17 protein-coding genes are annotated in these 21,108 nt (G+C 61.2%); 9 read left to right on the top strand and 8 right to left on the bottom strand.

Going from position 1 to position 21,108, the window contains the following annotated elements; translation table 11 throughout:
• Nucleotides 1-78: 78 nt before the first annotated feature.
• From DFP86_RS09730 to DFP86_RS09720, 3 genes are read left to right on the top strand one after another with little or no spacing between them, the layout of a single operon-like run.
• Nucleotides 79-1,176, top strand: a complete 1,098-nt coding sequence (locus tag DFP86_RS09730; protein ID WP_133680634.1) for a hypothetical protein — start codon at nucleotides 79-81, stop codon at nucleotides 1,174-1,176.
• A 40-nt stretch (nucleotides 1,177-1,216) separates the two neighbouring features.
• A complete protein-coding gene (locus DFP86_RS09725; RefSeq protein ID WP_133680632.1) occupies nucleotides 1,217-2,377 on the top strand; it encodes a hypothetical protein in 1,161 nt (386 codons plus the stop codon).
• A 30-nt stretch (nucleotides 2,378-2,407) separates the two neighbouring features.
• Entirely contained in the window at nucleotides 2,408-7,390 is a 4,983-nt protein-coding gene (locus tag DFP86_RS09720; protein ID WP_133680630.1) for an RHS repeat-associated core domain-containing protein, read from the top strand.
• Nucleotides 7,391-7,393: 3 nt separating this feature from the next.
• Here DFP86_RS09720 and DFP86_RS09715 read toward each other — a convergent pair whose 3' ends face one another.
• The 4 genes from DFP86_RS09715 to moaA form a co-directional block, all read right to left on the bottom strand.
• Nucleotides 7,394-8,023 (bottom strand): LuxR C-terminal-related transcriptional regulator, encoded by a 630-nt coding sequence (locus DFP86_RS09715; protein ID WP_133680628.1) that lies wholly within the window; start codon nucleotides 8,021-8,023, stop codon nucleotides 7,394-7,396.
• 125 nt (nucleotides 8,024-8,148) lie between these two features.
• Complete coding sequence (locus DFP86_RS09710; protein ID WP_208108293.1) at nucleotides 8,149-8,799, bottom strand: response regulator; 651 nt, start codon at nucleotides 8,797-8,799, stop codon at nucleotides 8,149-8,151.
• Entirely contained in the window at nucleotides 8,792-10,747 is a 1,956-nt protein-coding gene (locus DFP86_RS09705; protein ID WP_133680626.1) for a type IV pili methyl-accepting chemotaxis transducer N-terminal domain-containing protein, read from the bottom strand. Before DFP86_RS09705 ends, DFP86_RS09710 begins: the two co-directional genes overlap by 8 nt.
• A gap of 5 nt (nucleotides 10,748-10,752) precedes the next feature.
• Nucleotides 10,753-11,757, bottom strand: coding sequence for a GTP 3',8-cyclase MoaA (moaA, locus tag DFP86_RS09700; RefSeq protein ID WP_133680624.1), 1,005 nt, complete (start codon nucleotides 11,755-11,757; stop codon nucleotides 10,753-10,755).
• Nucleotides 11,758-12,143: 386 nt separating this feature from the next.
• Here moaA and DFP86_RS09695 point away from each other — a divergent pair, with 386 nt between their 5' ends.
• The 3 genes from DFP86_RS09695 to DFP86_RS09685 all read left to right on the top strand — a co-directional run bounded on the left by DFP86_RS09695 (nucleotide 12,144) and on the right by DFP86_RS09685 (nucleotide 13,939).
• A complete protein-coding gene (locus tag DFP86_RS09695) occupies nucleotides 12,144-12,347 on the top strand; it encodes a hypothetical protein (RefSeq protein WP_133680622.1) in 204 nt (67 codons plus the stop codon).
• Between the two features lie 110 nt (nucleotides 12,348-12,457).
• Complete coding sequence (locus DFP86_RS09690) at nucleotides 12,458-13,012, top strand: GNAT family N-acetyltransferase (protein WP_133680620.1); 555 nt, start codon at nucleotides 12,458-12,460, stop codon at nucleotides 13,010-13,012.
• 93 nt (nucleotides 13,013-13,105) lie between these two features.
• On the top strand, nucleotides 13,106-13,939 hold the full coding sequence (locus DFP86_RS09685) for a Cof-type HAD-IIB family hydrolase (RefSeq protein WP_208108292.1): 834 nt from the start codon (nucleotides 13,106-13,108) through the stop codon (nucleotides 13,937-13,939).
• Between the two features lie 375 nt (nucleotides 13,940-14,314).
• On the opposite strand, the gene DFP86_RS09680 is transcribed toward DFP86_RS09685, so the two are convergent.
• From DFP86_RS09680 to DFP86_RS09670, 3 genes are all read right to left on the bottom strand, one after another.
• Nucleotides 14,315-14,791 carry a hypothetical protein gene (locus DFP86_RS09680; protein WP_133680618.1) on the bottom strand — a complete coding sequence of 159 codons (477 nt, stop codon included), beginning with the start codon at nucleotides 14,789-14,791 and terminating at the stop codon, nucleotides 14,315-14,317.
• Nucleotides 14,761-15,519: a winged helix-turn-helix domain-containing protein gene (locus tag DFP86_RS09675; protein ID WP_133680616.1), complete on the bottom strand. Its 759-nt coding sequence runs from the start codon at nucleotides 15,517-15,519 to the stop codon at nucleotides 14,761-14,763. Before DFP86_RS09675 ends, DFP86_RS09680 begins: the two co-directional genes overlap by 31 nt.
• Before the next feature lie 147 nt (nucleotides 15,520-15,666).
• Complete coding sequence (locus DFP86_RS09670) at nucleotides 15,667-16,755, bottom strand: HD domain-containing phosphohydrolase (protein WP_133680614.1); 1,089 nt, start codon at nucleotides 16,753-16,755, stop codon at nucleotides 15,667-15,669.
• Between the two features lie 173 nt (nucleotides 16,756-16,928).
• Between DFP86_RS09670 and DFP86_RS09665 the strand changes: the two genes are divergently transcribed.
• The 3 genes from DFP86_RS09665 to trpC all read left to right on the top strand — a co-directional run bounded on the left by DFP86_RS09665 (nucleotide 16,929) and on the right by trpC (nucleotide 18,774).
• Nucleotides 16,929-17,384 (top strand): MarR family winged helix-turn-helix transcriptional regulator, encoded by a 456-nt coding sequence (locus DFP86_RS09665; RefSeq protein WP_133680612.1) that lies wholly within the window; start codon nucleotides 16,929-16,931, stop codon nucleotides 17,382-17,384.
• Between the two features lie 240 nt (nucleotides 17,385-17,624).
• Nucleotides 17,625-17,828: a cold-shock protein gene (locus tag DFP86_RS09660; protein ID WP_133680610.1), complete on the top strand. Its 204-nt coding sequence runs from the start codon at nucleotides 17,625-17,627 to the stop codon at nucleotides 17,826-17,828.
• A gap of 148 nt (nucleotides 17,829-17,976) precedes the next feature.
• Complete coding sequence (trpC, locus tag DFP86_RS09655) at nucleotides 17,977-18,774, top strand: indole-3-glycerol phosphate synthase TrpC (RefSeq protein WP_133680608.1); 798 nt, start codon at nucleotides 17,977-17,979, stop codon at nucleotides 18,772-18,774.
• A 108-nt stretch (nucleotides 18,775-18,882) separates the two neighbouring features.
• Here the strand turns inward: trpC and DFP86_RS09650 are convergent, their stop codons facing one another.
• Nucleotides 18,883-21,108 (bottom strand): patatin-like phospholipase family protein, encoded by a 2,226-nt coding sequence (locus tag DFP86_RS09650; RefSeq protein ID WP_166642221.1) that lies wholly within the window; start codon nucleotides 21,106-21,108, stop codon nucleotides 18,883-18,885.

Genomic DNA, 21,108 nt, shown 5'->3' with positions numbered 1-21,108 from the left:
CGTCATTACACATATACAAATAATGTACTTAGCCCAACACCTCTCCCCCCGGGGATGACGACAAAAGGAAGGCATGCCATGACGCAGCAAATGACACGGGACGAATCGTTATTCTGGGACAACGTCGACGCGCTACATATCAAACTCGAAGACAGCGGCCAAAACCAAACAGAAAGCCGGATTTATCGCAACGGCATGCATCAGGTGGGGGTGATCATCACGGCAGAAGTCTCTGCCGATGGCACCCCGCTCACCGAATCCAACACCCCCGGCTTAACCGAACAACTGTACCGGCATTTGTACCTGATCAACGACAGCGGGCACGCCGACTTGCCGCGCCAAGAGTTGCCCCCGGGCACGGATGCCTGTACGGGGGATGTATGGTGCTATACGGCAAACCGCAACGCGTTCGCAACGGGAGGCCTAGCACGCGCCAACCCGGGGGACCCTCGCATCTCCTGCGTCTTCTATGTCATGTGCCCGGAACGAGAAAGCCGTCAGGCGATCTCGCTGCTCGCCAAAATCGATATGCCCGATGGCTCCATCGACACCTCTGGCGGCGAAAACACGGATAACGCGGCCTACGAAAGCATCCGCATCAGCTCGCTCCCCAAAAAGCGCTACACCGATAACAACACCACGCTAACCTCCTATGTGGCGGCGCATCACCCCCTCAACAACCCACCCCGGATCACCGCCCTGGCGCGCAACTACCTGTTCGGCTGCGACGACGAGGGCTTCGAGTTCGTCAAATTCGCGCTTAAAACCGGCTTTGGCGGTGGCGAATATTTCCGCATCTTCGACGCCGACGCCGCTTACAACAACGGCGGCATCGTTTATTACCGAAACTTCCGCATCGCCTACACATGGGACGCGGGCGCCGAGGCAAACCAACGCGTCTTCGGCTTGCGCCCCGGCCCGAACGACCCGCCCGATTGGTGGCCGCTCGACGACATCAATCAAGACCGGCAAAAACAATACTTCACCGTGGTCGAATTTCAAACCGAGCTTCCCGGCTTCGGTTATCCCGGCACGCCGGTCAACGACATGCAAACGCCCAACCAACCCTCTGTGTATTTCACTGCCTGGGACCAATACGGCAATGGCGCCGATTTTCACCCCGCCACGACGACCTTGCTGGACGAGCCGTTCAAAGTCCTGCCGGGGCGAAGCTAGCATCAACCATTCGATGAGCAGCAAGAACGAGGAGAGCACCATGAGCTATGACTGGGGCAGGATCAAAGGCATCAAAACGCTCGGTATCGAGTTTGCCGACAGCCCGCACAACGCATCCGGCACGATTTATGGCAACGGCAAAAACCAGATTGCCCTCCATGTCCATGTGCAAGCGCTGAACGAGACGGGCAATATCGTGTTCAACCCGACTCCGAACGAGGTGAACGCGATAGACGGCAACCTGTACCTGGCGGATCGGGGAAACCTGGCCAATCGACTCCCTCGCTTCACCAGTGGCACACAGCCGCGCGAATGGTTCCTCATGGCTACGCGCAACGAATACGTCACCAGCCCCTCCGGCACGCGCAGCACAGCAACGCCGCCTGAGCGCGCCCAAACCGGCGCCGACGGCACGATCACTTACACCTACTACGTCATGTGCCCCTATACGGAAACCCGCCGTAGCATCGGCTTGGCCGTTCAAGTACGCAACGTGCCGAGCGCCATAAACAGCGGCACGACGGATTTCGACAGTACCGGCACCTCCCCGGGTATCGAACAAAGCGTCGTCACCTTGGTGGCGCAAACGCCGCGCAACATCGAAGGCAACGAGCTGCAACTCGCGCATACCCGCCCGATCGACAACTACTCCCCCCCCAAAATCGGCCAGGTTTCCGATTATGTGGACGTGTACACCTGGACCGTGCCATCGCGCATGAACGCGCATCACTGGATTTGGGAGGCCGGCAGCCGGACGATCACCAATTCGTATTTCATGGAATCGCACACGGACGATAACGCAAACAAACGGTGGATATTCTTCGCCTGCGTCCTGCCCCCGCAACAGAATGGCGCTGGTTTACTGCAGTCGCGCACCTATGACCGCTATGTCGGCGAAGGCGCGGGCGGCGCCTACGTGGGCTTTCTCGGCGACAAATACGAGACCAAGCAGCCGTATCAAGTCCATGTCGAGGCCAATCAAGTCGCCGTCTGCAAAACCTTCGGCAAGCATTTCGCGCACACAGGCGACGCTATCTCGCCCGAAATGCGTCAACCCGCTTACCTGCATATCGTCGACACCGCCGGCACCCGATATCGCCTGTATTTCAGCTTTACCTGGCTGCCGAACGCCCCCCTCGCCTCCGTCAATCTGGATGGCGAACCGCAGGTAAGTTCGAACCTTGTCACAGAGGACTGGTAACGCAGCCCATACCCCACACTGGAGCCCGTTATGCCGAACCAGTCCGACTTCTATAGCCAGGCCTACAACTTCGCCAGCGCTACCCAGGGCCACGTCGATCCGCGCACCGGGCTCTTCACCCTCAATTTCCCGCTCGCCGAACTCACCGGCAACGACGCCCTCGGGCCCGAGCTGCCGCTGGCACTCAACTACTCCCCGCTCAGTCCGGTCAACGCCGGCTTCGGCATCGGCTGCGTGCTCGGCCTGACCCAGTACGACCGCGGCAGCCGCCTGCTCAGCCTGGCTTCCGGCGAACGCTACAAGGTGCAGGAGAGCGGCTCGACCGTCACGCTGCGGCAGAACGTGGTGCGCGGCATCCGCTTCGAGAAGTTCGCCAACGGCTATCAGGTCACCTACAAGTCCGGCCATATCGAGTGGCTAGCCGGACCGGATACCACCAACGCCATCCACGTGCCGATCCAGCTCATTTCCCCGCTAGGGCATTACCTGACGCTGGAATGGGATCGCGGCAAGACACCGCCGCGCCTCACCGCGGTGCGCGACATGACAGGTCGAACCCTGCTGACGATCCATTACCCCGACCCCACCACCATCTACACCACCGTCCAGGTCTGGCCGGACAGCCCGGACGAAGGCTATACGATCCAATTGGCCTTCAAGAGCAGCTATTTGGACACCGTGCAGCACCTGGCCGCCGGTCTCCTCTGGCGCTTCGGCTACGACACCTCGCACCGGCTGACCACCGTGACCGCCCCCACCGGGCTGGTGGAGCGCGCCGAATATCAGGAGAACGTGCATAAATTTCCCCCGGCGTCCAACCTGCCCGCCCTGCCGGCGGTGTTTCGCCACACCCTGACACCGGGCGCCGACCAACCGAACATCGTCACCACCTACAGCTACGACAGTAACAACTATCTCGGCTACGAAGGGAGCGGCAGCGGCAGCTGGAACGCCAACGAGGACTATCTCTACAGCCGGCCGACCTCGTACACCTACTGGACCCGCGCGACCTGCGACGGCGCCGTCACCCAGCGCACCTACAACTGCTACCACCTGCAGATCGAGGAAAGCATCACCGACCAACGACGCGTGCGCACTACCTCGATGCGCTACGACGGCATCCGCCCGGGCGCCTTCGACACCTTGCCGGCGTGGTTTCAGTCGCCGACCCGCACCACCATCGTCTACGACGATCGCAGCCAGACGACCCTTCCCCCGCGATCGGAGGACTCCTCGGCCGCATACGACGACTGGGGCAACCTGATCCGGCAGACCGCGCCGGACGGCACCGTGACCGAGTGGGTCTATTACCCGCCCGAAGGCGAGTCCGGCGCGGCGCCCGCCGAGCCCAACGGTTTCCAGCGCCTGGTGAAGTCGCAGACCGTCACCCCGCCCGCCAACCTGCCGGCCGCGCCGACGCAGCTCACCCGCTACCGCTACGACACGCTGGCCACCCTGTCGACCAGCCAAGCGCACATGCCGGCCAACGCGGCGTTGCCGATCCAAGAGGACACGCTGTCGGGCACGCAATGGCTCACCCGCCGCCGCACGATCTACCAGACCGATACCGCCAACCCCGAGTTCGGCCGAGTCACGCGCATCGAAGAAGACCGCTACCCCGAGGGCGCGACCTCGGAAGAAGCCCAAAGCTTCCGCTATACCCGCAGCTACACCTTCGCCCGCAACGGCGACCAGTGGACCCAGACCGAGACCGACACCACCCATGATCGGCTGACCATCACCTCCGCGATGACCCTCTCGCGCTTGAGCGGACGCCAACTGGCGACGGTCGATGCCCAGGGCAACACCGTCGACTATACCTACGACACGCTGGGGCGCGTGCTGACCGCCACCGCCCAGCGCGGCGGCGCCTACCAAGCGACGGTACAGTATGCCTACAGCATCGACACCGCGCAGGGCAATCGGCCGCTAACCGTCGTCACCGACCCGAAGGGCAATCAAAGCCGCACCTGGTATGACGGGCTCGGGCGCGCGGTGCGCCAGGCGGTCAAAGCGCAGGACGACGCGGACTGGCACGACAGCGCCACCAACACCTTCGATGCCCGCGGCCGCGCCTTGCGTAGCGACGTGTTCGACATCGTACCCAACCCCAACCGGCGCGGCGCCCCCCTCCCACTGACCAGCCGCACCACGCAACGCTACGACGGCTGGGATCAGGTCGATCAGCTCACCGGCAGCGTCGGCGACCAGCTCAACACCGCCACCGACGCCGTGGCGATGACCGTCGCCACCCAGCTCACCGGCAGCCGACAAGGTCGGGAGGTTACCCACTACACGCTGCAGCGCCTGCCCGACACCGTGACGCGCTACACCCACGATGGCACCGAACAAGGCCAAATACAGCAGCGCTACGATGGTCTCGGCCGGCAGCTTGCCGTCACCGACGAGTTGGGACGCGAAACCCGCTACGATTACGATGCCTGGGGCCGCGTGGCGACCCAGACCCTGCCGGACGGCACCGTCGTCACCCGCCGTTACGCCCCCGACTCGGGCGGTGCGGATTGGGTGACGGAGATCCTGGTCAATGGCGTCTCGCAAGGCACGCAAACCTTCGACGGCCTGGGACGCCTGACCGCCAGCAGCAACGGCGGCCGCACCACCCGCCTCGAATATGCCGACGCCGCCTCACCGGTACCGAGTAAGCTCACCCAGCCCGACGGCAGCGAAATCCGCTATCGATACGTCAAGGAGCTGGACAATGCGCTGGCCGGCGTCGCCGCCGGCACGGTGGCGCAGGCCTTCGACTACGACAAGCAGACCGGCGCCTTGCTCAGTGCCGAGGAAACCGGCAGTCACCAACGCCGGCTAAGCTATTCGCCGCTCGGACTCATGCAAGACGAGACCTTCCAACCGACGGGCGGCACCTCCCGCCAAGCCCGCTACGGCTACACACCCAATGGCTTGCCGCTCGACTACACCGACATCGCCGGGGTGACGCAAACCACCCAGTACAACGACCGCGGCCAGGTGGTGCGCATCGCCGACGGCGACGTCGCGGTCGACATCGTCTATGACGACATCGGCCGCCTCGATCATTGGACCGCCACCGACGTCCAGAGCGGACAGGCCATGACCACCACCCTGGGCTACGACGACTTCAACCGCGAGAACCAGCGCACACTAGTCTGCGGCGACGACAACTGGATCTTCTCGCAAAGCTACGCCCTCAACGGCCAAGTCAGCCGGCGCGAGGTGCGCCGTAACAATGCGCAGTGGTGTAGCGAGACCTTCGAATACGACCGGCGTAACCGGCTGCAGCGTTACAGCGTGGACGGCAACCTCGTCGGCCGGCCGCACGACGCCTACGGCCAGTCCATCGTATCGCAGACCTTCGAGTACGACGCGCTGGACAATGTGACCCAGGTCGCCACCACCTTCCTGGGCGGCGATGATACCGCGACCTTCCATTACGACAACGCCGACAAGAACCAGCTCTCCGCCGTCACGCACAGCCATGAGGCCTACCCGGCGCGCATCGAACTGCGCTACGACGGCTGCGGTCGCCTGGTGCGGGACGAAGCCGGCCGCACGCTAGGCTACGACGCATTGGGGCGGCTCGCCCAGATCGCCGGCGGCGGCCGCTACCTGTACGACGGCACCGACCGGCTCGTCGCCCAGGCGGTGCAAAACGGCGACACGCGCGAGCTCTATTACGATGGCGACACGCTGGTCAACCTGGTAACGCGCGAAAGCGGCGCCAACACGCGCCTGATCCACGCCGGCGGCCACTGCGTCGCCGAGCGGCGCGCCGGCACGACCGCGCTCACCGGCAGCGATGCGCAAGGCAGCGTGCGACTGGCGCGCCAGAGCGCGATGCAACAGGCATCTTACAGCTACGCGCCATACGGCTACCGCCCGTCCGACACCCAGGACCTGACGGTGCTGGGCTTCAACGGCGAACTGCTCGACCCGGTCAGCGGCAGCTACCACCTGGGCAACGGCACCCGTGCCTACAACCCGATCTTGATGCGCTTCAACACCCCGGACGGCTACGGCTACAGCCCCTTCGGCGCCGGCGGCCTCAACCCCTACGCCTACTGCGCCGGCGACCCAATCAACCGCAGCGACCCGAGCGGGCATCTGAGCTGGAAGGGCTGGGCCGGCATCGGCCTGGCCGTGGCGGGCATGGCCCTGACCGTGGCGAGCGCCGGTGCGCTTGGGCCGGTGATGGCGACCGTGACCATCGCCGCCGGCTTGATCTCGGGCGCCACCGGCATCGCCAGCATCGCCACCAAGGAGAGCAATCCGGAAGCCTCCAGCATTCTGGGCTGGATCTCGCTCGGCAGCGGCCTCGCCTCGGCCGCGGGCGGTATGGTACAGGGCGCACGCGCAGAGCATAAGGCACTTAAAGGCGCTAGGAAGGCTTATGGGTTGGTGGATGATATCGCCGAGGAGAGCAAAGCCCCCGGTCGCAGGACCCTAGGTGGCTCCCGCGCGGCAAGCAGCGAGCCGGTGGCGATGAGTTCCTCGGTGGAACGAGTGACATATGGAAACTTTGAGATTTATTCCAATAAAGGCTACGCCGCGCCGAATAGAGCGGTGCTCACTGCACATGGCATGAAGCCCCTGCGCCCTTCGACAACCCATCTGCCGCGAGGCACGACGATTAGATATGCTGCCGATGATGGTGCTTACTTGCTCGACCCCGGACTTGAAAGGATCGGCCAACGGAGATACACGCCACGCGAAACCATTACAGGTCCGCGCGAAATCGGCAACTACAACCTCTACCCGTACCACTCAGACACACCCTTGGAAATCACCCGGGCGCTTCACAATAGCTTCGACAAGGACTATCACATCATCGCCGTGCGTGACAGAGGCGTCGTCAGCTCGGTCATCAAACCCGTCGATACCAACCAACTGCTAAAAACGCTAAAACAAAATAATCTCCATTACCGGCAGATCGACGCTGTACATTGCCGAGTTTCGCCATACACGTTCCCATGGGCCGCCACGCAGTCCGCCCGGCCGTTTTATCCTCAAGGATAGTGTTCAGATCAACCGATGTTCGATCGCATAGCGCACCATGTCGGCCACCGAAGCGGCGCTCAGCTTCTTCATCAGCCGCAGTTTATGCGCGCTGACGGTCTTGACGCTGATGTTCAGCTGTGTCCCGATCTGGTTGGCATTGATGCCGCGCACCAGCCGCTCGAACACCTGGAACTCTCGTTCGGATAATCTGGCATGCGGAAAACGCGTGTCGTTCAACGCCACATCGAACAGCAAGCGGTCGCTCAGCGCCGGATCGATATAGCGCCCTCCTCGCGCCACTTTACGGATCGCGGCGAGCAACTCTGTCGGGCTGCCGTCCAAGCTGCAGACGCCGGCAACCCCGGCTTTCAATACGCGCGCGGCAAGCTGCAGCTCTTCGTTGCATGACAGAACCAGGATGGCAGGCGCCGGCGCGAGCGATCGGATGCGGGCAATGGCATCCACACCCTCCACATTGGCGTGGGCAATGTTCAGCAACACCACGTCGGGCGACGTCGTGCGCGCGAGTTCGATAAGCTGCCCGCTCCCGCTGGCATCGCCCGCGATGGCAATATCGCCGGCCAGCAACAAGAGTTGTTTGATGCCTTCGCGCACAATCTCATGCTTTTCGGCAATGACGACACGGATCATGCCCTCACCCTCAACCAAACCGATTGGTTATTTGTCCGTCATAGTACGATCTCTCGCAATTGACAAGCCCAGGCCCATTGAAGCCGGAGGGAGAAGCGTTAAGAAATGTCGCGAGGGGCGAGCGATTAACCCAAGCCGTGCTCGACGGCATAGACCGCCGCCTGCACTCGGCTCGATAAGCCCAGTTTCTTCAGAATGTTCTGCACATGAATTTTGACCGTGCTCTCGGCCACATCCAGCTTGCGCGCGATGACCTTGTTGCTGTCGCCGCGGGCCAGACAGCTGAGTATCTCGCATTCGCGCGGGGTGAGCCGCACTTTGTCGGCACCAGGCGCCGGCGCGCTGCCTGCGGCGCGAAACTGTTGGACGAGCTTGGCGGTCATGCCGTCGGCAATCACGGCCTCGCCGTCGTGAGCGCGGCGAATGGCGCCGACCAGGAAGTCGGCATCGATGTTTTTCAGCAGATAGCCGCGAGCACCGTTCTTCAACGCCGCACCCAGATCCTCGGCATCCTCGGACACAGTCAGCATCAGCACCGCCATATCCGGCGCGTCCTGCATAATCAATTGCAACGCTTCCAAACCGGACAAGCCGGGCATGTTCAAATCGAGCAGCACCACATCCGGCGTCAGCGCATGCACTTGTTTGATGCCCTCGGCGCCATCGGCGGCCTCGCCGACCACTCGGATATCCGGCTGTTTGGACAACAGCAGGCTGATGCCACTACGAAACAGGGTGTGGTCGTCGATCAGCAACACGCGAATCGGTTCAGTCATGATCATTCCTTGGCATCGCGCCACGGCTAGGTTCGGGTCGGGACAGGCTCACGGTGACACCCGGCCCGGATTCAATCGTCAGCGTCGCACCGAGCCGGGCCGCGCGCTCGTGCATGATGCGCAGACCGACGTGGCGCTCGCTGCGTTCGGCCATGCGTGCGGGATCCAGCCCCGGGCCATTGTCGCGGATGACGAGCGACAGCATCGGCCCCTCGGCATAATGCACTTCGACCCGATCCGCGCCCTGCGCATGTTTACGCACATTGGACAACGCCTCTTGCAAGATGAACAGCACTTGGATCTGCAGATCGGTCGGCAGCGGCAGTCCGTGACCGGTCGCGGTAAAGTCGACATGCAACCCGGTCTGGCGGCGGAACTTGCCGACGGCGGCTTCCAGCGCGCTACGCAAATCGTTCTCGTCCAGCCGAGCCCTGAAATTGTGCAGTAAATCGCGGACATCGTCATAACTTTCCTGCACGCCGGTATGCAAAAGCGGAACGATGGTTCGTGCCTCGTCGAGCGCCGAGCGCTTGAGGGCATCGTCCAACATCTGCACCTGCAGGTTGAGGAAGGACAAGCCCTGGGCAATGCTGTCGTGCAATCCCTGCGCCAGCAAATTGCGCTCTTGGGTCACCGCCAGCTCGCGTTCGCTGGCGGCAAGCCGCAAGCTTTCCAGCGCATTGCCCAAGTGATTGCCCAGGCTGTCGAGCAATTGCATTTCGCGCGGACTGAAGGCGTGCGGCGTTTGGAAATGGAGGGTAAAGAAGCCGGTCTGCTGCTGACGGGCCCGCACAGGAAACGCCGAGACCTGGGCGAAACCGAGCCGGGTACAGGAGGCCGGAAATCCTTCCGGCACGCCCATGCGAAAATCCTTGATGACCGCGCCATTGCTACGCACCACCTGCCCGCACAGGCAATCGTCGATCTGGCGGCACTCGGGTGCATCGATCAACACGTCCGGCAATCGATCGGCGGCCAGCAGATGCGCCTGCTGCCCGGCGGGATCGGTCACCCGCACGCTCGCCGCCGCGGCGCCGAACCAAGTGCGCAGATGCTCGACGAAGCCTTGGCATAATTCCTGGGCATCGAAATTCTCGTTTAGCCAAGCCGTAATGCCATATAACAACGACAACTCGCGATTTTGCTCGTTGAGGATGGCGGTTTTATCCTGAACGCGTGCCTCCAACGTGGCGTAGGAGTCCGACAGACGGTCGGCCATATGGTTGAAGCCCTGCGTCAACGCACCGAATTCGTCGCGCGTTTCCACCGGCAAGCGCACGGACAGATCGCGCGAAGCCATGCGGCGCATGCCTTCGCTCAAGCGTTCCAACGGGCGGAAAATCAGCAGAAACATCAGATAGATCTGCGCCGTGCAACCGGCGATGGCCATCGCGATCAACATCACCTGCGACGCCTGCAGCAGCAGCGTGCGGCGCTCGTTGTAGTGTTCGACAAGCGTCACCAGCCCGTCGATCTGCCCGACGAAATCGTCGGCGCGCACGCGTAAATCGGCGCGCGCCGGGCCGTTGCGGCCGGCCAGCACCGCTTGGGCCGGCGGCAGGATCTCAGCCTGGTAATGTGCGCGGATGCGATCGAAGGCCAGATGCACCGTCTCGTCGTGCGGCAGATACAGCGGGCGTGTCGGATCGCCGTTCTTGAGCTGGGTCAGCGTGTGCTCGAACACCCCAAGATCATTGACGATGCGCAGCCGCAAGGCGGGATCGGGCGCCGCGGTATACTCCTCTAGCGACAGCGCCAGCCGGTAGGTTTGTTTGCGCAGGCTGCCGGCGGCGTTGATGGCGGCGGCGCCGCCCTCCAGTTGCCAGGAGAGATACAAGGTGGCGCCGATCGCCGTCAGCCCGATCAGCAGCGTCAACAGCAGGAAACCAACAACGCGAACGCTCAAACGCCGCCACTGCGGCAGAACATCGAGAGGCGACATGGTCATACTGGCTACCCACCCGTCTGGGACATGAATCTGAGGATTTTAGCCGGCGTCTCGACAAAATGGTGTTTTTCCGGCTTGCGTCGAATCGCGTCGACGATGGCCGCGCGCAAAGTGGCATCGTCACAACCGGCGCGCATGAGTGGCCGCAGCTCGACTTTGTCCTCCTGCCCCAGGCACAGATACAGCGTACCGTCCACCGACAACCGCACCCGGTTACAGGTGGCGCAAAAGTGCTGACTGATCGGCGTAATCGTACCGAGCTGCCCCCGGCCGTCCGGTGTCTGCCAATAGCGGGCCGGGCCGCCGCCCAGCGTCCGCGCGGAGGGTACGAGCCCAAAGCGCTCGATCAGTGCAGGCAGGACGTCGGCCACCGGCAGATAACTGGTATTGCGTCCGCTCGCGCCCATGGGCATGGCTTCGATCAAGCGCAGAATAAAGCCATGCTCGAAGCAGAATGCCGCCATGCGGCCGACCTCGCCGTCATTGATGCCGCGCATCAGCACCATGTTCAATTTGATCGGCGCGAGCCCCGCCGCCTTGCCGGCCATGAGCCCGGCCATGACCGTATCCAGACTATCCCGCCCGGTCACCTGCTGCATGCAGCCTTTGTCCAGCGAGTCGAGACTGACATTCAGCCGCGACAGCCCGGCTTGCTTCAGTGCCTCGGCATGGCGCGCCAACTGAGTGGCATTGGTCGACAGCGACAGATCGCGCACGCCATCGATGACGGACAGGCGCGCCACCAACGCGGTCAGATTGCGACGCATCAGCGGCTCGCCGCCAGTCAGTCGAAAACGCCGCACCCCAAGTGCGGCAAAAGCCGCCACCACGCGCTCTATCTCGTCGAAACCGAGCCAATCGGCGGGTTCGGCGTAATCGTCGAAGCCTTTGGGCAGGCAATAACGACAGCGCAGATCGCAGCGATCCGTGACCGACAGGCGCAGATAATCGATGCGACGGCCGAAAGCGTCCAGCAGCTCGGCTGGGGCGGATGACGAGGATTCGAACATGAGCGGGCTCCTTGCCGCCAGTGTAGGGGCTCGCGTCGTACGAAACAGTCGGCCGGAAGTCGAAAACGCCTAGTTCGAACGAACTAGGCGTCCCATGGCGCGAGGTCGAGCCTTCAGACGTTTGTAGCGTCTTGCCAACACCTCAAAATCAGATGGCACCGGCACGCGTCACGACCCAAATCCATACTGGTTTTGTTAAAATTTATTACACAAATTTCGGCAAAATCAATCACTTGCAGCTTAAAACCTGAAAATGTTAAGTCATTTTATACCAAATTCATACTTTTTAATTCCTGTCAACTGGTACTAAACATCAGGTTACGATATAACAGAATCACAACAAAGGCGCAGGGAGCCATCATAAACGCCATTCAAAGGAGTTAACCATGAAAACTCGTATTTTCGCCGCTATTCTGGCCATTTTCTCCGCAGGCATCCCTTTGCTCGCTTCCGCCGACGATTCGGTTGCGACCTCGTCGTCGCAAACCCAGGCCGGCAACGGCATGGCCCCGCCAGACAACCAAAGGGCGCAGGGCAATGAAGTCAGCGGGGACAAGTGGGAGATGGATCGCTCTCACGGCAGCAAGTAAGCAGCCCTACGATCAAAAGGCGGCTTACGCCGCTTTTTGATTCACATTCATTGAAAATGCCTTTAGCATAATCCAAAATGGTTTATTGATTGCTCGCGCCCCACCCCGACATGACCACCCCACTCGAAAGCCCCCGCCTCCTGCTGACCCACCCCAGCGAAGCAGACATTGACCGCTTGTTCGACATTTACGGCGACCCCGCCACCAACACCTTCAACCCGGCAGGCCCGATGAAAGACCGGCGCGAAGCCGAAGCGCGCATGCAACGCTGGCTGGATCATCGCCAACAGCACGGCTTCTGCACCTGGAGCATACGACTCAAACGCCAACCCGATGCCATCATCGGCTTCGGCGGACTGCACTGGGGACTGTTCGGCACACAAACCCACCCAAACCTGGGCTATCGATTTGCAACATCGGCCTGGGGACAAGGACTGGCAACCGAATTTGCCCGATACGCATTGAAATACGGCTTCACGCTGTACCGCCTTGCCGAAATACGGGCCACGGTACGCGAGCCGCATCAAGCATCGCGTCGAGTCCTGGAAAAAATCGGCATGCACGAGGTAGCGCGTCAAGCCGACCCGCGCCCCGGCATCGCCGACAGCATCATCTATCGCATCGAACACGACGCATGGATCGATCGCGACCACTTATCGGCCTAAAGCCTCGACAAGCAGCACGATTCAACAAATTGATTTCCAACAAAAATTCAGACGCCCCTCACCAAGAAGCAACCGAAACAGCGGTTTTCGGGTATGATTCCCACTCTTACGTTCTCAAGCCCCTTCACCGTGTACCAGCTCATCGTCTCCGATCTGGACGGCACCTTGCTCGACGGCAATCACAGCGTCGATGCCTATACCGCCCAAACGCTGCAGTCTCTCGACAATCTGGGTGTGCATCTCGCGATCGCCACCGGACGGCATTTTCTTGACGTCACCGGCATCCGCGCCTCGCTCGGCGTGCGCGCCCACCTGATCACCTCGAACGGCGCCCGCATCCACGACCCGGACGATCAACCGATCCACCGCAGCGACATCCCACCCGCCCTGGTTCGGCAACTCACCGATCCAGCGCTGTCGCGCGGCTGCCTGCTGAACTTTTACCTGGACGATGCCTGGCTGATCGATCAACCCTGCCAGTGGATTCTCGACATGCACCAGGACTCGGGCTTCCAATACCAGGTCAGCGATCTGACCCGCCATAGCGGCGAGGGCGTCGCCAAGGTGCTCTACATCGCCGAACACGCGCACCTACTCGAGGTGGAGCAACAATTGCACGCTCGCTTCGGCGACGTTGCGTCCATCACTTTCTCGGCCGACGACTGCCTGGAAGTCATGGCACCCGACGTTTCCAAGGGCAATGCGTTGAAATTGATTTTGAACCGACTGGGCGTGGACGCCGCCGATTGCCTCGCATTCGGCGATGGTCAGAACGATATCGAGCTGCTGCAAGTGGCCGGCCACCCCCGCATCATGGGCAACGCCCATCCGCGACTGGCGACGCAACTGCCAAGCGCGCAGCGCATCGGACACCACCGCGACGCTGCCGTAGCGCGCCATCTGCGCGAGCTCTTCAAGCTGCGCTGAGCCTACCCGGTTTTAGCGTTATCTTGGAATCATTGCGACCGTTCGGCGAACGGTCGCCAGACGAAAAGACGTCCAGGTTGCGCGCATCTCAGCCTTGAGATTTGCCTGGCACGACTACCCCGACGCGCCAAGCAAAAACCAGCGTATAAGAGCGAAGGGTGTCCGGCTGGATGCGCGCAACCTGGACGCCCTCGAAGAAGACTTTCAGGTTACTTACCCACCAGGTGCGGCATAAAGTGCTGCGCCGTCCTGATGTACCCAGCTTACCCCCGCCCCAGAAAATTGCACGGACTTAGTCTGAATTTGACTATACAAAGTAGGGAATACTTCTGAAAATTTCTGAATTCCGCCGTTTTTTCCTTAAAAACCGCGGGTTTACTGCTCGCTGCAATAAAACTGAAAGTCCTCGTTAACCTGCGCATTGAACAGACCATCGGCGATCGGCGTAAAAGTCATGGAGCCGGATGCGCCGGGTTGCAGCATGGGAAACAGTGTCGCGACATCGTCATCGGTGTCATCCCGATAACGGGAAACCGAACGGGTGACATACTGGAAACGCCCCATACCCAGATCCTGGAAACGGGCATCGATCTGGCGGTGCAGCACGTGCAGCGCGCCATTGGCCTTCCAGCTCAGATTGAAAATCCACTGGGATCCGGCCGGGAACACCATCAAGTGACCACCCACTCGTCCGGGCGCCGCCTGTCCACGCGCGATGACCACATTGGCAAGACACGGATTGCGTGGCGAAAGCTCGCGCCCCCCTGCCGGATTGGCCCACCATAACGTCGCCGCCAGCATCGTCTCCAACGCCAGGATGATCAGATATTTTTTTGCATCAGGGATACGCATGATTCCGCCCCATCCGGCAGCGCGGTTGGGCATGCCAAGATAATGAAGTTCTTGCCGACCGCACGATAGTAGATATAGCGGGTATTTTGCTGCTCGAGATCGAAACGGCGATAACGCGCCAGCACGTCGACCAGCGACACGCCAGGATCTTTGAAAACGTAGATCTTGATACCGGACGCCGTACCCAGCAGACGGAAACCGTTATCCGAGCGCAGCAACAAACTACCGCACAGCAGTGCCATCGCCAGAATCAGCACACCGAACAACCACGCCTGACGCCGGCGCTCGGCCGCCGCCGGTTTCGACTCGGCCATTGGCGCCACGCCGACATCGTCGTCCGCCGCGACCACCGGCGCCGCCACGGGTAACCGCTCCACGGCATCCAGGCCGGCCGCCAGCGGCTCGGCCATGCCGACAAAGGCAATACCGACACGCGGCAGGGTCTTGAGTAGATCGGCGGAGAGACCAACGGACTCGAACGCGTTGCGCAGCCCTTTCACCACCTTGTAGTAGTTGTTTTCGGTGACGATGACGCCGCGAGACTCCCAGAGCAGCTCGATGATTTCGCGCTTATCCTGGATGCCGTCGAGGAGCGCGGACAACAGTCGAGCCTCGTGCTCCTTCAGCTCGACATGCACGTCCTGCCTAGAGAGATGCCTGCGCTGCCGGTCGAATAAAACCTCGCCCTCCAGCACAACCATCGTGGGGTAGTCATTTTGCAATGCCATGTATTCTGTGGCTGCGATGACCGGGGCGCAGCCACTTCGCCCGCCGACATCGATCATTCAGCAATTTCTTATACGCTATGGCGGTGAATTATACATGCTGCCAGCCACACGACCATGACCTAAATCGTGCCGGACACGATTCGCCTGTCAACTATTCGCCTCATCCAGCACATGCTGCACCGCATGATTGAAATGCCGAACCCATGCCGGGTCGAACTGGTGATCGGCGGCATTCACCTCGGCCGCGGCCCGCAGCGTCGAACGCGGCTGGCCGCGCGCCCCCTGCTTGACCATCACCGACTCGAAGGCATCGACCAACGCCAAGATCTTCGCCCCCGGCTCGATCTGATCCTGGTGCAACCCTTGCGGATAGCCCGTGCCGTCAGGCTTTTCATGGTGATGCAACACGATACGCGCGGCCAAGTCCCAGCCAGGGATGCGCTGCAACAGGCCAGCGGCCCAGCCGACATGCTGGCGCATCTGTTGCCGCTCTTCGTCATGCATAACACGATTGCCGATCCATAACGCCTCCGGCAGCCACACCATCCCCAGGTCGTGCACATACACCGCGGCACACAACTGCTCGGGATCGATCGGGGCACCGGCCAACTGATTGGTCAGCAAAGCAAGCTTCAGATTGCGCTCCGTGCGGCCGGTAAACAGCGAAGAACGGCGCTCGAGCTGCAGCGCCAGTTGTTTGAAAAACGCCAGATCGCCGGGGCGGTCGATCATCAGCGCCTGCAGATCGAACACCTCGCCGCGCTCTTCGCGCACACCGGTCAACGCGGCGATCAATTGAACACAGGCGCGCTCGACTTCGGTCGGGGCCATGTGATGCATGGCCTCCAGCGCCGAGGTCAATTCCGCCAAGTGCAGATTACCGGTGGACTCGCCGGCCGCCAGCGAGTCCACCGCCTGTTGCAGGCGATCGGTCGACAACAACAGCACGTCGGCAAGTCTGGGGGTGAACGGCACTTCGCCCGAGCGCACGCGCGCGAGCAGCGTTTCCGCCGAATGCATGAAAGGCACCAGGAACGTCAGCCGGCAAAGACTGGCATCGCCCTTGATGTTGTGAAAAGTTCGAAAGAGATCGGCCACCGCGTCTGAATCGGTAGGCTGTTGCCTGAGCAAGGCGACCAAAGCCTCGATATGCGGCGCATAATCGCTCACGGCATCATGGAAATCACGGAAACTCTCTTCGTCTTCGATTACGATAGGGGTTCGTTCATCTAGCATGGCCCGCTCCACGGTATTTGCCGTCGCTTCAGTCTATTTAAAGGGCATCATAGCGATTGCCATACCCAATGCCTATAGGGACGACAAAAAATCCTGACCGAGGCGACATACTTGCCGAACCGACCCACCTTATACTATGTTCGCTTAGAATATTAATCGTCATATTGCAACGCATGAATCCAACTACCGATATCGCCGACTGCGCCAGCACCTTGCGCAAACAAATGATGCTCCTGGTACGCCGCTTGCGCCGTGAAAGCACGCCGCTAGAGCTGCCGCTGAGCCAATTGTTATTGCTTGGCCGTATCGATCAACTGGGCGACGAGGCAACCCCCACGGCACTGGCCGAATACGAGGGCTTACGTCCGCAAAACCTGTCTGCGCTTTTGCGTAAATTGGAGCAGATGGGATTGACCTTCAAAGAAGAGAATGCCAGCGACAAACGCAAAAGCTGCGTTCGACTAACCGAAGAAGGCCTGGGCGTATTGACGGCCAACCGCAACAACCGCGACAACTGGTTGAGCCAAGCCATCACCAATACGCTAAATAGCGAGGAAATCGCCTTATTGCGCCAGGCCGGCGCGCTACTGGAGCGTTTGGCCATCGTCGCTGAACCGCCGGGGAAATAAAGGAAAAATAGACCAAAACCCTTGCGGGGATTAGCTTCTACGCATTTGACATTATCTGCCGCCGCACACCGGTCGAAAATAAAGCTTGCATAGTATTCAAACCTTATGCATTATCCGTCCCTGCAGGATTTTCAAGTCGAAAACATGAGTTGTCGTAGCTGACGCAAGTCTGTACCACGGTTCGCCATTTTCCTTGACTTTCATGCACTTGTTTTTTTATTTTTTTGATGGGAATTACACATGGCAACGGGTACCGTTAAGTGGTTCAACGACGCTAAGGGCTTCGGTTTTATCACTCCGGACGAAGGCGGTGAAGACGTTTTCGCTCACTTCTCCCAAATCAAGGTCAATGGCTTCAAGACCCTGGCTGAAAACCAGAAAGTCAGCTTCGAAGTAACCATGGGCCCGAAGGGCAAGCAAGCTTCCAACATTCAACCGCTGTAATCATCGGTCGAACAGGAAGAACAAGAACCCGGATCACGATCCGGGTTTTTTTGCGTCCGGCCGAATTGCACGACCGTGCGAGCACCAGCGACTTGTCAAAGCGCCATCCATTCTGCATGATGCCTTTTTGACCGCCAAACCAGCTCGAATGACCGACATCCTCAATACCATCCTGGCGCGCAAGGCACAAGAAGTGGCCGATGCCCGCGCTACCCTCCCCCTCGAACAGCTGCGACTGCGAGCCGAAGCCCGCTCCGACGACCGGCGCGATTTCGTCGAGGCCTTGCGGCAGCGCCATCGCCAAGGCCATGCCGCCGTCATTGCCGAGATCAAGAAAGCCAGTCCGAGCAAGGGCGTGATCCGCAACGATTTCGATCCGGCCGACATTGCCGCGCGCTATGCCGCGCACGGCGCGGCCTGCTTGTCGGTCTTAACCGATCGCGATTTCTTTCAGGGCGACCAGGCTTACCTCGAAGCGGCACGCGCCGCCTGCGCCCTCCCCGTCCTGCGCAAGGATTTCCTGGTCGACGAGTACCAAGTCTACGAAGCCCGCGCCATGGGCGCCGATTGTATTCTGCTGATCGCCGCGGCATTGGACGACGCCCGACTGCGCGCCTTGCACGATCTGGCGGCGGCACTCGGCATGGCGGTCTTGGTAGAAGTGCACGACGCGGCGGAACTGACGCGCGCACTGACGCTCCCCACGCCGCTAATCGGCATCAACAACCGCAATCTGCGCACGTTCGAAGTCGATCTGGCCACCACTATCGACTTGCTACCGCAAATCGGCCACGACCGCATCGTGGTCACCGAAAGCGGCATCCTGAGGCCGGAGGACGTGAGCCGCATGCAGGCGCATCAGGTGCTGACCTTCCTGGTCGGAGAAGCATTCATGCGCGCACCGGACCCGGGCGTGGCGTTGTCGGCGCTATTCGCCCAGGCATAGCCTTCCATCCGGAGCGGCCGTAGGGTAGGTTCGCCGAAGGCAACCCGCCATCATCGCAAGGGTGGTGCGTTGCTTCGCGAACGCACCCTACGCTCCACACCCCCGCAACTAGTAGTCGAGCCCCAGGTACATATAGCCGATCGGACGACCGCCACGGGCCGTGCCGACGCCGATGAAGAAGGGTCCGAGCAGAGTGTCCGCTCCCAGGAAAACCGAACCGCCGGGCAACCAGCCGGTGTTCTCGTCGCCGAAATTCCGATTCCACACCTTGCCAAGCTCCAGCGATGCACCGGCATAGATCCCCGAGCCGAATGCGGATGGCAACGTCGCGGCGCGCCAATACACCATCAAGCGCCCCAAGCTGATTCTGTCGCCATAGAGCTCGTCTTGTTGATAGCCGCTCATATTAAGGAAGCCGCCCAGGAACTGCGGCATGGCGAAACGGTTCGGATTGGCACCGATCAAATTTCCCTTGAGCTTGCCGGTCAGACGCCAAGTCACATCGCCCAGCGTCATCACATCCTCCGCCGTCAGTCCGTAATAGCGCGTATCGATACCGTGCCACGCCGGCATCGAGTAACGCAGGCTGCCATCGAAGAAGTAACCGCTGCGCGGCCAACGCGGATTGTCGAACTGGTCGGCCACCGCCGACAGGTGCAAGCCGGCCTCGGTCGCTTTCTGATCCAGTCCGACCTGAGAAGGCTGCAACGCCCCCATGCTGACACGCGGCTGGTACTGCAACCAGTAGGGACCGCCGCGCAGTTGACCGTACTGCCCTAGCGCCACGCCGACATCCAGTTCCCCACCAGTTTCCGCCAGCGTCAGTTCGGCGTATTTCAGATGGTTGGCATCGTAGAACGGCCAGGGCTCTTCCTTGTAATGCCCTTGGGCCGCCAGAAACACCGGGCTGCCGAGTGCCAGCGGCTGATAGAGCTCGCTGCGCAACAAGGTATCCGAACCGAGCTGCAGGTCGTTGCGCCAAGTGGCGCCGGAAGCATTGAGCCAGGTAGAAAGCGACGACCCGAGGAAGGTCACGCTGGCATCGCCGACGGTACTGTTTTTCAGATTCAAGCCGAAACGCAGCTGGTTCGGCCCGATCGAGCGTTCGACCGGCATCACCTGCATGATATGACGCCCGTCGACATCCTCGACCCGGTAGGTCAAGCTATCGAAGTCGCCGCCGGCAAACAGCGTGCGCAGCTGCTGACGCGCCGAATCCAGGCTACCGTCCGAGCCGGTGTCGTTGCCGAGCGTTTTCGTCAGTTGCTCCGGGTTGATGAAGCTCGCACCCGACCCCTCCACCCGGATATGATCGATCTTGGGCGATGGCGGCGGCACCAGTCGGGCATGCCAGGCGGCATACGCCTGCGGCGAGACCGCCCAGGCCTTCAACCGTTCGCGCACCGGATCCACGGCCGACACGCCGCGGGCGATGATAGCCTGGTTATTGACGAACGCCGCCGAAGAAAAGCCGGTCAGATCCGGCCGGATGACCACATCCTGATCATCCAGCAAGGTCTTCTGCTGACTTGCGTTACGCGTCACCATCAAATTGCTGGTCTGAGCCAGCACATCGAATAGCGTATGGATCTGGTCGGTCTTCAATAGCGGCGTACCGACATCCACCACGATCAGGTGATCGGCGCAGCGATGCTTCAGATCCTCGATCGGCAAGTTGCGCGCCAAGCCGCCATCGACCAACAACCGGCCTTGATCGGAAACCGGGTCGAACACCCCCGGCACCGCCATACTGGCACGCAATGCGATGGCCAGCGCGCCGCGGTCGAACACGACCGCATCGCCGTTGGACAGGTCGGTTGCCACGGCACGAAATGGAATCGGCAAACGATCGAAGCTGTCGACGACCCGGTCGCGCGTCAATGCGCGGATATACAGGTCAACGTCCTGCGAATTGATGGCGCTGCGCGGCACGCGAAAAGCGCCGTCGCGCACGCCGAAGGTCAGGTCGAAATAATTGCGATAGTCGTCGCTCTTGCGCTCGTAGGGCACTTGAGCCCGACTCGGCTTACCCGAGAGCATCGCGCTCCAGTCGGCCTCTTTGAAGGACTGCTGCATCTCGTCCAGCGACAGGCCATTGGCGTACATGCCGCCGATCAGCGCGCCGGCACTGGTGCCGGCAATACAGGAAATCGGGATATGGAGCTTTTCCAGCTCCCTGAGCACCCCCAGGTGCGCAAAACCGCGCGCACCGCCCCCACCCAGCACCACGCCGATGCGCGGCGGCACAGCGGGTGCCGGCATATTCTCGGCCAGAACCCACGACGACGACAGACTGAGCAAGGCGAACAGCGCGCAGCGAAAATAACGGATCAT

Origin of the sequence: Paludibacterium purpuratum (assembly GCF_004363805.1) — a bacterium.
Classification (GTDB): Bacteria; Pseudomonadota; Gammaproteobacteria; order Burkholderiales; family Chromobacteriaceae; genus Paludibacterium; species Paludibacterium purpuratum.
Note: the sequence above shows the minus strand (reverse complement) of the source record. Positions and strands in the feature narration are given on the sequence as shown.